Genomic DNA, 13,190 nt, shown 5'->3' with positions numbered 1-13,190 from the left:
TGCTAATCGGATGACTGAAAGAAGTCTCGCTTGTCCTAAGAAGACATTGGCTCCAGGGTGGTTTCCATGACCACCGCCACGCCGCCGTCACGCACGGAGCCCGAAACGGGATCCGCGTCCACCGCGCCCACCCCGCCCCCCGCGGCCCCACCCTCCACCGGGCGCGACCACCCGGCATTCGGCTGGCGCCTGAGGTTCGCCGTGCTCGCCCTGATCTGGGGCTTCAGCTTTCTGCTCATCAAGGTCGGCACGGAGGGCTACGCGCCGTTCCAGGTCACCCTCGGCCGGCTGCTCTTCGGTACGGCCGTGCTGGCCACCGCGATGGCGGTGCGGCGCGAGGGGCTGCCCCGCGGGGCGCGCACCTGGGCGCATCTGACCGTCGCGGCGTTCTTCCTCAATGCGCTGCCGTTCTCGCTCTTCGCCCATGCGGAGCTGACCATCCCCTCGACGCTGGCCGGGATCTGCAACGCCACGTCCCCGCTGTGGGGCATGGCGCTGTCGCTGGTGGCGCTCTCCGAGGACCGGCCCACCCGCCGCCGGGTCGCCGGTCTGGGCATCGGCTTCATCGGTGTGCTCACCGTGCTGGGCGCCTGGCAGGGCTTCTCCGGGCTGGACGTCGACGGCACGGCGATGGCCCTCCTCGCCGCCCTGAGCTACCCGGTGGGCTGGATCTACGTCCGGCGCACCCTCGCGGGTTCGTCCCATTCCCATCTGTCCCTGACCGGGGCGCAGCTGATGCTGGCGACGCTCCAACTGGCCGTGGTGACCCCTGTGTTCACCACGCTGCCGAGCTCGTTCCCGCTGGTTCCGCTGCTCGCGGTGGTCGCCCTGGGCGCACTGGGCACCGGAATCGCCATGCTGCTGCAGTACGGACTGGTGGCCGAGGTGGGACCGACGACCGCGACGATGGTCACGTACTTCATCCCGGTCATCGCGACCGCGGCGGGAGTCACGCTGCTCGACGAGAGGCTGGGCTGGAACACGCCCGTCGGCGCCCTGATCGTGCTGGCGGGCGCCGCGCTCACCCAGAACGGGTCCGGACCGGGGCCCGTGGGGAAGGGCGTCCGCCCGCCACGGACACGGACGCCTCGGATCCGGTCGTGACCGCGTGCGGGCACGGGCGAGCAGTCGCGGCGGCCGGTCGTGACCGCGTGGTCGCGGACCGGCATGAGCGGCGAGGTGCCCGCGGGGCTCCTCGCCGTCCCGACGGTCGCCGCTCGGGCCGGGTGCCCCGCACGCCACTCAGCCGTAGCTGCGCGCACGTACCGGGCCGACCGCCAGGGCCACCGCGTCGGCGAGCACGGAGATGTCGTCGGCCGTCAGGCCCGACACGGTGAGCCGCACCGCCGGTGGTGAGGAGATGCGGAAGCGGGCACCCGGCGCCACGGCCCAGCCGGAGTGCAGCAGCCGGGCCACCGTGCCTGTCTCGTCGGCCACGGGTACCCACACGTTCATGCCGCTGCGGCCGCGGGCCTCGACTCCCCGCTCCGCCAGGGCGCTCAGCAGCGCGTCGCGCCGGTCCGCGTAGGCGGCCGCGACCGCCGACGGGTCGACGGCCCCGGAGGTCCACAACTCCACGACGGCGCGCTGGGTCAGTCGGCTGACCCAGCCGGGGCCGAGTCGCTGCCGCCCCTGGACCCGGTCGAGGGTCACCCGGTCACCGGTGAGCACGGCGAGCCTGAGGTCGGGACCGTATGCCTTGGCCACGGACCGCACGAGCACCCAGTGGTCCGTGACACCGGCGAGGGGGTGCAGTGGCTCGTCGACGATCGCATGGCCGTGGTCGTCCTCGACGAGCAGTGTCCTCGGGTACCGGCCGAGCACGTCGCGGAGTTCGGGGGCGCGGGACGCGGAGACGACGGCACCCGTGGGGTTCTGGGCCCGGTCGGTCACGATCAGGGCCCTCGCCCCGCGGCCGAGCGCCCGCTCGACGTCCTCGGGACGCGGACCGTCGTCGTCGACGGCGACCGGAACCGGCCGCAGCCCGAGCGCCGGGACCAGGTCCAGCAGGCTCCCCCAGCCGGGGTCCTCCACGGCCACGGCGTCGCCGGGCCGGAGATGGGCGTGGAGCACCCGCTCGATGGCGTCGAGCGACCCGGAGGTGACGGCGACCGGGCCTTCCGGTACCCCGTCCGCGTCCATTCCGGCACGGACGAGCCGCGCCAGTCGGGGGTCCACGGCGTCCTGGCCGTAGAGCACCGGCCGGGCGTCGTGATGGCGTGCGGCCGCCGCGAAGGCGTCGTGGAGCGGGGGCAGCAGCGCGGCGTCCGGGTTGCCCTCGGAGATCTGCCGTACGCCGGGCGGGGCGTCGATCGTGAGCGAGCCGCGCGCCGTACTGGCCGGCCGTTCCCGCACACGACTGCCCTTGCGGCCGGCCGTCTCGATCACGCCGCGGTCGCGCAGCGTCCGGTAGGCGGCCGCGACGGTGTTCGCGTTGACCCCCAACGAAGCCGCCAGCTCCCGCATGGGGGGCAGCGGTTGGCCGGGGCCGAGCTCTCCCGAAGCGACACCTCGCTCGATGCTGGCCGCGATGTCCGATGCGCCGCGCCCTTCGATCCGATACTCTCCTAGCACAAATCATATTTTGCACTAGTGCAATGGGAGAACGCAATATGGCACCGTCCGAGGAGTCGCCGACCTACCGGCCCACCGACCGGACCGTCCCCACCAGGGCGCGGGAGCGCGCGTCCCACGACCGCGCACTGGTGCACTCGATACTCGACGAGACCTCCGTCTGCCATCTCGGCTTCGTGCGCGACGGGGCGCCGGTGGTGCTGCCGACGCTGTACGGCCGGGTCGGCGACGTGCTCTACGTGCACGGCTCGACCGGATCCCGTCCGCTGCGCATGGCCGGCCAGGTCGATCGCGGCCTGGAGGTCTGCCTGACCGTCACGCACGTCGACGGCCTGGTGCTCGCCCGCTCCGCGTTCCACCACTCGATCAACTACCGGTCGGTGGTGGTCCACGGCACCGCCCGCCAGGTGACCGACCCGGAGGAGAAGCGCGCCGCTCTCGACGCCCTCGTCGACCACGTCGTCCCCGGCCGTTCCGCCGACTCGCGTCCCGCCAACGCCAAGGAGCTCGCCGCGACGGCCGTGCTCCGGCTTGATCTGGACGAGGTCTCCGCCAAGGTCCGGACCGGCGGACCGAACGACGACCCCGAGGACCTGGTACTTCCGCACTGGACCGGCGTCGTCCCGCTGGTCCGGGGCCACGGCGTGCCGGTCCCCGCGGACGACCTGGACCCGTCGGTGGCCCTGCCCCCGTACCTGGCCTCGCTGTAGCGGCCGGCCGCCGGAAGAGGCCGGCCGGACCGTGCGGCCCCGAGGGCGTCACACGGTCCGATGCCGGGAGGCGCACGAACGGGCCGCGGCGGGGCGGAACGGGGCCGTCGGCCACCGGTTCCGCCCCCGTCCTGGTCGTGACGCGGATGAGCGGCGGGATCAGGCCGGCGCGTCCACGGCGCCGCGCCGCCCGGCCGGCCGGGCCTCCTGCCAGGCCAGCCCGACCACCGCCATGAGCAGGACCACCGTCCCTGCCACAGTCGCCGAGGTCAGCCGCTCGTCCAGCGCGATCACGGCCAGGACCGCAGCGCTGACCGGCTCCAGAAGCATGATCACCGACACCGTCGCGGCGCGGACGACCGCCGCACCCGCGAAGTAGAGCGCGTAGGCGAGCGCCGTCGGGACGGCGGCGATGTAGACCAGCATCCCCAGCACCCGCAGCGGCTCCGCGGTGTGCGGCAGGAGCCCCTCCGCGAGGGCCGCCGGCAGCAGCCCGACGGCGCCGACCACGAAGGTCCACATCGTCGTCGACAGATGATCGGGACCGTCGCCGTCCCGGCCGAACCGCCGGGTCAGCAGGGTGACGGCCGCGTAGCCCGCCGCCGAGACCACCGCCAGCGCCACGCCCGCCGGCCGCACGGTGGCGCTCCCACCGCCCAGGACCAGCACCACGAGTCCGGTCAGCGCTCCGGCGACGGCGGCGATCCCGCCGCCCCCGAGCCGCTCCCCCATGGTGATCCTGGCGCCGAGGGCGATCAGCACGGGCCCGGCGCCCAGGGCGACGACCGTGCCGACCGCCAGCCCGGTCTGCTCGACGGCGGCGAAGTAGGAGCTCTGAAAGACGGTCAGACCGACGCCGGTGCCGAGGATGCGCAGCATCCTGCGGCGGCGCGGTTCGGACCCGGCCACGGCGGCGCCGCCGCTCCCCGCCGCCCGGCGCCCGCGCAGCGCGAGCGCTCCCGCGAGCAGCAGCAGGCCGCCGAGGCAGCGCCAGAAGGACAGGGCGAGCGGGCCGAGATCGCTGGCCTCGAAGACCAGTGAGGCGGCCGCCCCCGCGGTCCCCCAGGCCACACCGGCCACGACGAGATAGAACAGGCTGCGCCCGACGGGCAGGCCGGTGACGGCAGCCGAAGAAGGATTCGACACGTGAGTACTCCGTGCTGGGTGTCCGGGGATAGCCCCCGGAGGCCCGCCCCGAAGGGTGGGGGAACGCGTCCCACGACGGGCCGGAAGACAGGACGGTTGGCCGCTGGACTCCACACGCGGGCAGCGACGAACCGTCCGGGGGACTCCACACCCCGGACCCGGTCTTCGTCGGCGGAGAACCGCCCGCGCTACGCGGCGGGCGGCGGGAGGACGGTCGAATGCATGATCGCTACCCTAGACCGCCGCCCGCTCGGCCGCCAAGTCGCCGTCGGCAGCACCGGCCACGGTGCCGGAGCCGCCCGCCACCGGCCCGGATGCTGCCTTCGGCGTGGAGGACTGGGCGATGAACGCGCCCACGAGCACCACGGCACCGCCGGCGATCTGGGGCGCGGAGAGATGCTCGCCGAGCAGGACCCAGGCCAGCACCGTCGCGATCACGGCCTCCAGACAGGCGACGACTCCCGCGACCTGCGGCGAGAGCCTGCGGACGGACACGACCCCGGTGACGTAGGCGAGGACCGTGGCGATCAGGACGATCCAGCCGAGCAGCAGCGCCGCCGGGACGGTCGTGCCGGCCAGGGCGGCTCCACCGCCGAGCACCTGCCAGTCCATCCCCCACGGGCGGGCGACGACGGTCAGCACGAGCGCACCGACGAGCAGTCCGTACGCGATGACGCCGAGCGGGTCGGCGGCGTCGTCGCCGTCGGCGCCCTCGGCGGAGAGGACGAAGTAGCCGACCTGGCAGCAGGCCGCCCCGAGGGCGAGCAGCAGGCCGATCACGTCGAAGCCCAGCCCGGACCAGACCTCGACCACGCAGGCGAGTCCACCGACGGCGAGGACGACACCGACGGCGGCGGCGCGGGTGACCGGGCGGCGCTGGACGAAGCGGACCCAGGCGAGGACGAGAGCGGGGGCCAGGTACTCGATGAGCAGCGCCACGCCCACGGGGATGCGGGAGATCGCCGCGAAGTAGCAGGCCTGGACACCGGCGACGGCGAGCATTCCGAATCCGGCGAGCAGCGCCGGTTTGCGTATCAGCAGGTCGCGGTGGCGCCAGGCGACGGGAAGCATGACGAGGGCGGCACCGGCCACTCGCAGCCACACCACATGCAGGGGGTCGAGCCCCGCTTCGATGAGCGGCTTGGCCGCCACACCTGAACCACCGAAGGCGAACGCCGAGGCCAGGGCGAGTCCCAGCCCGGCGCTCCTTTCCCGAGACGCGTGCATCGGCACATCATGGCAGCCCGGGTCAGGAGCGTCACGTCCGTCGCACCTGTTGAGACAGCTCTCCGATCCGGCCCGCCAGCCGGTCGGGGTCGACCCCCGCACGCACCAGGACCTCGGCGGCCCTGGAGTCGCGGTCGGCGGCGAGTCCGGCGAGCAGATCGAGGCCGTCGGGCCGGCCTTCCCCGCGCTCCGCCGCCCGCTCCCGCGCCCGCAGCACGGCGGCGGCGGCCGACGGCGACCAGCCCGTCCGTCCGGGGTCCCGATCCCCGGGGACCACCGGGACCGCGCCGGAGTCCTCGACCGTCGCCTGCCAGCGCAGCCCGTACCCGATGCTGCGCTGGACGAGGTAGCCGAGGACGCGGGCGACCTGGTCCGGGCCTCCGAAGGCCGCCCGGACGTCGGGTCCGGACTCGACCAGGGAGTGCAGCAGATGGGCCGTGTCGATCTGGGGGTCACCGTCCCGCATCGCACGCCGGCGCGCACCGGCGACGACCGGGGCCAGTTCCTCGGAGAGTCCGGCGTCGGTCCCGGTGGGGGCGGGAGCGGGCTGCTGGGGGACGCGCGGGACAGGGAAGTGCACGGTCCCACCCCATCAGCAGCGGACGGCCGGGTCATCGCCACCCGGGAGCATTCGGGCATCCCGCGGAAGGTGGGCACCGCGTGCCGCGCCTCCTCCTTGCGGAGGAGAAGCGACCCTCACCAGCGGCGCCTGGCGCTCCCCCGCCGGCGGGAGTCCGCCGGGCACCGGCCGCGCAGACCGCGGCGCATCGGCGGCGAGGCGACCCATCTGACAGCTCATCAGTATTGAATGTCGCAGGGCGCGCGGCTACGTTCCGCAACACCGGAACCCGAAGGGCGGCGAGCCCGACGAGAAGGGGGTTGGCCGTATGGCCGAGGTCAGCGCGGACGCACGCATCCCAGCGTCGGCCGGCAAGGTGTGGGCCCAGCTGACGGACTTCGCTTCGTACGGCCGGTGGAACGCCACGCACACGAGCTTCCCGCAGGGCGGTCCCGAAGCCCTCAGGACCGGCGCGACCTTCGCCGAGAGCATGAAGCTCATGGGCTTTCCCGCGGAAGTGCGGTGGACGGTGGAGGAACTGGAGCCCGAGCGGGTCCTCGCGATCAGGGGCAAGGGCCCGATGGGCGTACTGGTCGGCACCCGCTACACGCTCACCCCGGAGGGGGACGCCACGACCCTCCGCATCGACGGCGAGTTCACGGGCGCCGCCGTCTCGCTGATGGCGGGCAAGCTCAGGGAATCGGCGACGGCCGCGCTCAACGAGTCGCTGCGCAGACTCGGAGGGCTCGTGAGCTGACCGCCGGGCACAATCGAGTAGGAGGGACGGGTCGCCCGTCCCTCCTCTCACACCACCGGACATGCGGGCCACGCATCCGGCGGTTCATCCAGCTGATCTCAACCGTTGCCAGGTCGGCTTGAGCGTGCGCAGACCTAGACCCTCCCAGTGAGAGTTGGGCAGCGCCCGCTGGAGGACAGCCGATCCCGCGATCCGCCAGTAGCCTTTGCTACTGGCCGCCCATTCCCGAGCAGCACGCTCACCGATCCCGAGCGCCCGCAGGTTACGACGTTTGGTCGCGTACCGCTTCCATTCCTTCCAGCGGATCTGCCGCATCCTGCGGTGGAGCCACTTGTCCAGCCCCTGGAACACCTTGGGGGTATTCGCGAGCTGGAAGTAGCCCATCCAGCCAGTGGTGAAGCGGTTGATCTTCGCGATGCGTCCATCCATCGCGATACTCCACCGGCGAGACGTCAGTTCCCTGATCCGTACCTTCCAACGCGCGAGCGCCTTCGGATCGACCCGGATCCTGACCTCCCCGCCCCGGACGAAGTAGAAGCCGAAGCCCAGCATCGTCATGACGGAAGCTGGGACCACCTTCGACTTGTCCCGGTTGACCTTCAGTTTCAGCCGCTGCTCGACCACGGCCGTGACCGAGTCAAGCACCCTCTGAGCGGCTCGCTTGCTCCGCACGAAGATCCGCAGATCGTCGGCATAGCGTGCGAACCGGTGACCACGCCTGAACAGTTCCCGGTCCAGATCGTCGAGCATGATGTTCGACAAGATCGGCGAGAGCGGCGACCCCTGCGGGGTTCCCTCCACGCTCGGCATCTTCACGCCGTCCACCATGATCCCGGCTTCCAGATACCTCCGGATCAGCTTCAGGACCCTGCGGTCACTAACCTTCCGCGCCACCCGTGCCATCAGGACATCGTGCTGAACCCGGTCGAAGAACCGGTCCAGATCAAGGTCCACGACCCACCGGTTGCCGTCCTCGATCGCCCGCCGCGCGACACGGACCGCCTGATGGGCGGACCGGCCGGGGCGGAACCCGAAGGACGACCCGGAAAAGCCAGGGTCGAAGATGGGCACGAGCACCTGCGCGACGGCCTGCTGGATCAAGCGGTCCAGCACCCGCGGCACCCCCAGCATCCGCTCGCCCCCGCCAGGCTTCGGGATGATCACCTGACGGACCGGCGCCGGCCGGTAGATGCCCGCATCGAGTTCAGCCCGGACCTCGGGCCAGTGCACCGCAACCCACGACCTGAGTTCGGTCGTGGTCATACCGTCCACCCCGGGAGCACCCCGGTTCACCTCGACACGGTTGAGCGCCACGAGCAGGTTCTCCTTCGAGAGCATCAACTCGGGCTTCGCCTTCCGCAGCAGACTCACCCGACCAGCACGCCTCATACACGGTTCGTGTTCCTCGGTACCCAGGTCTCGCCTCGGGCTTCCTCCAGACCCCACCTCACGATGACGCCCTTGCCTCCGGCTCGGGGTTAGCACCACCTCTTCCCCCAGGGGACTTCCACCCCCAAGCAATCGCCCATGCTGGGCGCACCGCGCGAGGGGCTCCGCACGATGCGGAGCCCCTCACCCGGCACACGGCGCCGCCCTGCCCGAGCACGGCGCGGCCCGCCCCTGCCCGCGCCCGGTCGAGGACCGGCGGGCGCCGTTGGGGTCCGGCACCGACCGCCGTCCGCCGACGGCCGGGCGCCGTGGGCCGTCAGTCCTCGTCGGCCAGGATCAGATAGAGCTTCTTGCGGGCCTCGCCGATCACCGAGATCGCCTTCTGCCGCTGATCCGGGGTACCGGTCTTCCAGACCTGGCCGAAGGCCTCCATGAGCCCGAATCCGGCCTGACGTATCTCGTTCATGGCCTCCCAGTCGATCCCGCGGCCGGCCTCCTCCCAGGGCGCGTCGGGAACCGACTCGGCCTCGGCGCGCCCCGTCCCGGTGAGCGTGAAGAGCTTCTTGCCGCCGTCGCTCTCGCTGGTGATCAGCCCCTCGTCCTCCAGCAACTGGAGCGTGGGATAGACCGATCCGGGGCTGGGCTTCCAGGCCCCGCCGCTGCGCTCGCCGATCTCCTGGATCATCTCGTAACCGTGCATCGGGCGGTCCTTCAGCAGGACCAGGATCGAGGCGCGCACGTCCCCGCGGCGAGCCCTCCCCCGGCCCCGGCCCCGGCCACCGCCCCACGGGGGGCCGCCGAACCCCGGCCCGAACGGACCGAAGGCGGCGCGACGCCCCTCGTACTCACCCCGACCGTGATGGCCGGGCCCGCAACCGCCCTGCCCCGGGCCGGGTCCGAAGCCGTGTCCATGTGAACGCATCACTACGCTCCCTCCATCTTCGATCTGTCGCGATGCCTCAACGATATATCGGAACAGTTCGATTGGCAATCGCCGACCGGTCCAGATCACCGGGATTGGCCTTGGCCGGCCGCTTCGCCGGGCATCTACGGTCGACGCCATGCGGATTCGAATCGTGGACGCCTTCACCGACCGGCCCTTCGCGGGAAACCCCGCCGCGGTCGTGCTGCTCGACACCGACGCCTTCCCCGACGACGGCCGGCTCCAGGACGTGGCGACGGAGATGAACCTCTCCGAGACGGCCTTCGCACATCCGCTGCCCGCGGGCGGCGAGGCGGACTGGGCGCTGCGCTGGTTCACACCGGCCGCCGAGGTGGACATGTGCGGGCACGCGACACTCGCGACGGCCCACGTCCTCCATCGGACCGGCACCGCGAGCGGCACCGTGCGCTTCGCGGCGCGCTGCGGGATCCTGACGACGACCGTGCGCGAGGACGGCTCGATCACCCTGGACTTCCCCGTGTCGTCGCTGACCCCGGTGGACTCTCCGGACGGCATCGCCGAGGCGCTCGGGGCCGTTCCGCTCTCGGTCCTGGACACCTCCGACCACATCGGCGATCTGCTGGTCGAGCTCGGCGACGAGGCGGCCGTCCGCGGTCTGCGCCCGGACATCCGGGCCCTCGCCGCCCACTCCCGGCGCGGGATCATCGCCACGGCGGCGGCCGCGAACCCGGGGAAGGGGTACGACTACGTCTCGCGCTGCTTCTTCCCGAACGTCGGCATCGACGAGGATCCCGTCACCGGCAGTGCGCACACCGCCCTCGCGCCGTTCTGGTCGGCGCGGCTGGGCCGGCCGGAGCTGACCGGGCTGCAGGCCTCCGCCCGCTCCGGCCTGGTACGGACGGCGCTGCGCGGCGACCGCGTCCTGCTCACCGGCAGCGCCGTGACCGTCGTCGACGGCGAACTGCTCTTCGCCCCCTGACCGGGAGACGGCCGGCCACGGCGCCACCGCGGGCACGCGGCCGCTGCCCGCCGCGGGTAATGCGGGAGGGGCGTACGGCAGTCCGGCCGTACGCCCCTCGCGCCACGCTCCGTGCCCTCGCGCCCGCGGCCCGCCACGACACGCCTCACACCGTGGGCAGCCAGCCCACCTTCCCCGCCAGCAGTCCGTAGCCCACGAAGGCGACGATGTCGAGAAGCGCGTGGGCGGCCACGAGCGGCCCCACCCGGCCCCAGCGGCGGTACAGCAGGACGAAGACCACCCCCATCACCATGTTGCCGACGAAGCCGCCGATGCCCTGGTAGAGGTGGTACGAGCCGCGCAGCACCGAACTCGCGGCGAGGGCACCGACCGGGCTCCAGCCCAGTTGGTCCAGCCGCCGCAGCAGGTACCCGACGACGATGACCTCCTCGACGACGGAGTTCTGCACCGCGGAGAGAATGAGGACCGGGTACTTCCACCACACGTCGGGAAGCGACTCGGGGACCACCGTGAGATTGGCACCCGCTGCCCTGACCACCAGGTAGAAAGCCAGCCCCGCACTGCCGATGGCGGCGGCCACCAGCGCACCGCGCCCCAGGTCGGACCACGGCCTGGTGCGGTCGAATCCGACGGCCCTCAGCCCGCCGGCGCCCTCCCTGAGCAGCAGATGGCCGACGAGGACGACGGGAACCAGCGCCGTCGCGATCCCGAACAGCTGCCACGCGAGGTCGAGCCACGGCCGGCCGGGCGCGTAGGAGCTGTTGAGGTTCGCGGCCTGGTCCGCGAGACCGCCGGGCTTCGTCAGCGCCCCGATGAAGCTGATGAGCGACGACACCGCGCTGGCGCCCAGCGAGAGCGCCAGGACGATCAGGGTCTCGGACCGCAGTGTCCCGCGCGGCAGTCCCCCGTCGGGGACCGATCCGGACACCCGTCCCTTCTCCGCCTGCACACTGCCTCCCGTTGCCTCGGTCCCGCCGTCACAGCTTGCCCGACGGCGGGACCGAGGTCGAAGGCGGGACCCGATTGCGGGGGCGGTCAGTCGCCCGGTCCGGCGGGCCAGGTGTGCACGGGCTCGTCCGCATGCATCAGCGCGCTGTAGCGGCGCGTGACCGCGGCGAGCGCGGCACGCCGGTCGAGCCCGGCGTCCAGCGCCCGGTGGAAGGCCTCCACCTGCCAGGACGCACCGTTCACCCGGCGCCGGCACCGCCCCTCGATGACGCCCAGGTAGAAATCCCGGTCCGCGGGTTCCACGTTCCAGGCGTCCAGCCCGGCCGCCGCGAGCGGCAGCAGTTCGTCCCGTACGAGCTTGACCGCGGGGACGCGGGTGAGCCCGCCGCCCCGGCCCGGGCGGGGCCACTCCACCTCGGCCTCGATGCCGTGCCGGCAGGCGGTCTCGAAGTTCGCCGCGGCGGTCTCGAACGGCATCCGGGTCCACACCGGTCGCGACTCCTCGGCGAGCGCCCGCACGAGCCCGTAGTAGAAGGCCGCGTTGGCCACGACATCGGTGACGGTCGGACCGGCCGGGAGCACCCGGTTCTCGACGCGCAGATGGGGCACGCCGTCCGCAAGACCGTAGACGGGCCGGTTCCAGCGGTAGACCGTGCCGTTGTGCAGGACGAGTTCCTGCAGCCGCGGCACACCGCCGTCGTCGAGCACCCGCAGCGGCTCCTCGTCGTCGCAGATCGGCAGGAGGGCCGGGAAGTAGCGCAGGTTCTCCTCGAAGAGTTCGTAGGCGGAACCCACCCAGCGCTCGCCGAACCAGGTCCTGGGCCGCACGCCCTGGGCCTGGAGCTCGGGCGGCCGGGTGTCCGTCGCCTGCTGGAAGAGCGGTGGCCGGGACTCGCGCCAGAGTTCCTTGCCGAACAGGAACGGGGAGTTCGCGCCGACGGCGATCTGGACCGCCGCCACGGCCTGGGCGGCGTTCCACACCTGGGCGAACCGGCCCGGGGTCACCTGGAGGTGCAGTTGCACGGACGTACAGGCCGCCTCCGGGGCGATCGAGGACGATGTGCAGCCGAGGTGCTCCACCCCTTCGATGTCGAGGGTGAAGTCCTCACCGCGGGCGGCGACGATCTGGTCGTTGAGAAGGACATAGCGGTCGACGTCCGACAGATTCGCAGAAACCAGATCCTTGCCGTCGAGGGTCGGAAGAATTCCGATCATCACGATTCCGGCATCGATCTCCGCGGCTTTGCGATGGGCATATCCCAAACCAGTGCGAAGCTCCTCGGCGAGCTGGTCGAGGACCCGGCCACCGAGCCGGTGCGGCGCTATGTTGACCTCCAGATTGAACATTCCGAGCTCGGTCTGGAAATCACGGCTGGCAATCCTGTCGAGTACCTCGGCATTCATCATCCGGGGCAGGCCGTCGGAGCCCGCGAGATTGAGCTCGATCTCCAGCCCCATCAGATTCTTGGGGCGATCGAACCTCTTCTCCGCCAGAAGTCTCCCCAGTCCCGCCAGGCACTGCTGGAGCTTTCTCCGGTAGCGTTGCCGATCGGACAGGTCGAACCCGCCTGCCACGATCTTCTCCCCCATCGAAGGGTCCCTCCTCGAGTGGGCAGTCCACGGCCGGGCCGCTCGTGTCACGGACGATAATGCCCAGACGAAGAGATCCGTAACGTCTCGCGCACGACCGATGGGCCGCTAGTCTGAAGCGGCGACCGTGCGCCATCCGTCCGGCACATTCCGTCGGCATGGCGCAGTGCGCATTTACCATTTGCCGAGGTGTGGTGAAAAACTCCGACGAGATTCGGCCGACCGCTCGTGGGGTAACACACCTGGTGACGCCGCTGCGTTCACGAATAACCCCCTCGAACTTCGCGCACTGAAGGCCTGATTCGACCTTGACTGCAATGCCGGGGACAGCTAGCAGAAACACTGAGTGAACACACGTCGTATAAACTCACGCGAACGAGGCAGAAAGTCGGCGCCCGGCCACGGAA

General features: G+C 71.8%; 12 protein-coding genes. 4 read left to right on the top strand and 8 right to left on the bottom strand.

The window, feature by feature from the left end; genetic code table 11:
- Positions 1–66: 66 nt before the first annotated feature.
- On the top strand, positions 67–1,104 hold the full coding sequence (locus O7595_RS29080) for a DMT family transporter (RefSeq protein WP_269731539.1): 1,038 nt from the start codon (positions 67–69) through the stop codon (positions 1,102–1,104).
- A gap of 138 nt (positions 1,105–1,242) precedes the next feature.
- Here O7595_RS29080 and O7595_RS29075 read toward each other — a convergent pair whose 3' ends face one another.
- The gene (locus tag O7595_RS29075) at positions 1,243–2,574 is read right to left on the bottom strand and encodes an aminotransferase class I/II-fold pyridoxal phosphate-dependent enzyme (RefSeq protein WP_269731538.1); all 1,332 of its coding nucleotides are present in this window, start codon (positions 2,572–2,574) and stop codon (positions 1,243–1,245) included.
- Between the two features lie 38 nt (positions 2,575–2,612).
- On the opposite strand from O7595_RS29075, the gene O7595_RS29070 reads away from it, so the two are divergent.
- Positions 2,613–3,284 (top strand): pyridoxamine 5'-phosphate oxidase family protein, encoded by a 672-nt coding sequence (locus O7595_RS29070; RefSeq protein WP_443071869.1) that lies wholly within the window; start codon positions 2,613–2,615, stop codon positions 3,282–3,284.
- 159 nt (positions 3,285–3,443) lie between these two features.
- Here O7595_RS29070 and O7595_RS29065 read toward each other — a convergent pair whose 3' ends face one another.
- The 3 genes from O7595_RS29065 to O7595_RS29055 form a co-directional block, all read right to left on the bottom strand.
- The gene (locus O7595_RS29065) at positions 3,444–4,430 is read right to left on the bottom strand and encodes a DMT family transporter (RefSeq protein WP_269731536.1); all 987 of its coding nucleotides are present in this window, start codon (positions 4,428–4,430) and stop codon (positions 3,444–3,446) included.
- A 234-nt stretch (positions 4,431–4,664) separates the two neighbouring features.
- Entirely contained in the window at positions 4,665–5,657 is a 993-nt protein-coding gene (locus tag O7595_RS29060) for an EamA family transporter (RefSeq protein ID WP_269731535.1), read from the bottom strand.
- A 31-nt stretch (positions 5,658–5,688) separates the two neighbouring features.
- Positions 5,689–6,237, bottom strand: a complete 549-nt coding sequence (locus tag O7595_RS29055; protein WP_269731534.1) for a Clp protease N-terminal domain-containing protein — start codon at positions 6,235–6,237, stop codon at positions 5,689–5,691.
- Between the two features lie 307 nt (positions 6,238–6,544).
- On the opposite strand from O7595_RS29055, the gene O7595_RS29050 reads away from it, so the two are divergent.
- Complete coding sequence (locus tag O7595_RS29050) at positions 6,545–6,973, top strand: type II toxin-antitoxin system Rv0910 family toxin (RefSeq protein ID WP_269731533.1); 429 nt, start codon at positions 6,545–6,547, stop codon at positions 6,971–6,973.
- A gap of 84 nt (positions 6,974–7,057) precedes the next feature.
- Here the strand turns inward: O7595_RS29050 and ltrA are convergent, their stop codons facing one another.
- Together ltrA and O7595_RS29040 are read right to left on the bottom strand one after the other, a co-directional pair.
- Positions 7,058–8,344: a group II intron reverse transcriptase/maturase gene (ltrA, locus tag O7595_RS29045; RefSeq protein ID WP_269731532.1), complete on the bottom strand. Its 1,287-nt coding sequence runs from the start codon at positions 8,342–8,344 to the stop codon at positions 7,058–7,060.
- A 334-nt stretch (positions 8,345–8,678) separates the two neighbouring features.
- Positions 8,679–9,284 carry a PadR family transcriptional regulator gene (locus O7595_RS29040; RefSeq protein ID WP_269731531.1) on the bottom strand — a complete coding sequence of 202 codons (606 nt, stop codon included), beginning with the start codon at positions 9,282–9,284 and terminating at the stop codon, positions 8,679–8,681.
- Between the two features lie 139 nt (positions 9,285–9,423).
- Between O7595_RS29040 and O7595_RS29035 the strand changes: the two genes are divergently transcribed.
- Entirely contained in the window at positions 9,424–10,245 is an 822-nt protein-coding gene (locus O7595_RS29035) for a PhzF family phenazine biosynthesis protein (RefSeq protein WP_269731530.1), read from the top strand.
- Positions 10,246–10,390: 145 nt separating this feature from the next.
- Here the strand turns inward: O7595_RS29035 and O7595_RS29030 are convergent, their stop codons facing one another.
- The gene (locus tag O7595_RS29030; protein ID WP_269731529.1) at positions 10,391–11,194 is read right to left on the bottom strand and encodes a CPBP family intramembrane glutamic endopeptidase; all 804 of its coding nucleotides are present in this window, start codon (positions 11,192–11,194) and stop codon (positions 10,391–10,393) included.
- Positions 11,195–11,280: 86 nt separating this feature from the next.
- Positions 11,281–12,783 carry a glutamate-cysteine ligase family protein gene (locus O7595_RS29025; RefSeq protein WP_269731528.1) on the bottom strand — a complete coding sequence of 501 codons (1,503 nt, stop codon included), beginning with the start codon at positions 12,781–12,783 and terminating at the stop codon, positions 11,281–11,283.
- Between the last annotated feature and the right edge of the window lie 407 nt (positions 12,784–13,190).

It is taken from the genome of Streptomyces sp. WMMC940, from assembly GCF_027460265.1.
Lineage (GTDB): Bacteria > Actinomycetota > Actinomycetes > Streptomycetales > Streptomycetaceae > Streptomyces.
This window is presented reverse-complemented; position numbering and strand designations above follow the sequence as displayed.

Excerpts from the sequence above, each read along its gene's own strand:
- O7595_RS29050 (WP_269731533.1), top strand. The coding sequence starts at position 6,545 with ATGGCCGAGGTCAGCGCGGACGCACGCATCCCAGCGTCGGCCGGCAAG.
- O7595_RS29070 (WP_443071869.1), top strand. The coding sequence starts at position 2,613 with ATGGCACCGTCCGAGGAGTCGCCGACCTACCGGCCCACCGACCGGACC.
- O7595_RS29035 (WP_269731530.1), top strand. The coding sequence starts at position 9,424 with ATGCGGATTCGAATCGTGGACGCCTTCACCGACCGGCCCTTCGCGGGA.
- O7595_RS29040 (WP_269731531.1), bottom strand. The coding sequence starts at position 9,284 with ATGCGTTCACATGGACACGGCTTCGGACCCGGCCCGGGGCAGGGCGGT.
- O7595_RS29025 (WP_269731528.1), bottom strand. The coding sequence starts at position 12,783 with ATGGGGGAGAAGATCGTGGCAGGCGGGTTCGACCTGTCCGATCGGCAA.
- O7595_RS29060 (WP_269731535.1), bottom strand. The coding sequence starts at position 5,657 with ATGCACGCGTCTCGGGAAAGGAGCGCCGGGCTGGGACTCGCCCTGGCC.
- O7595_RS29080 (WP_269731539.1), top strand. The coding sequence starts at position 67 with ATGACCACCGCCACGCCGCCGTCACGCACGGAGCCCGAAACGGGATCC.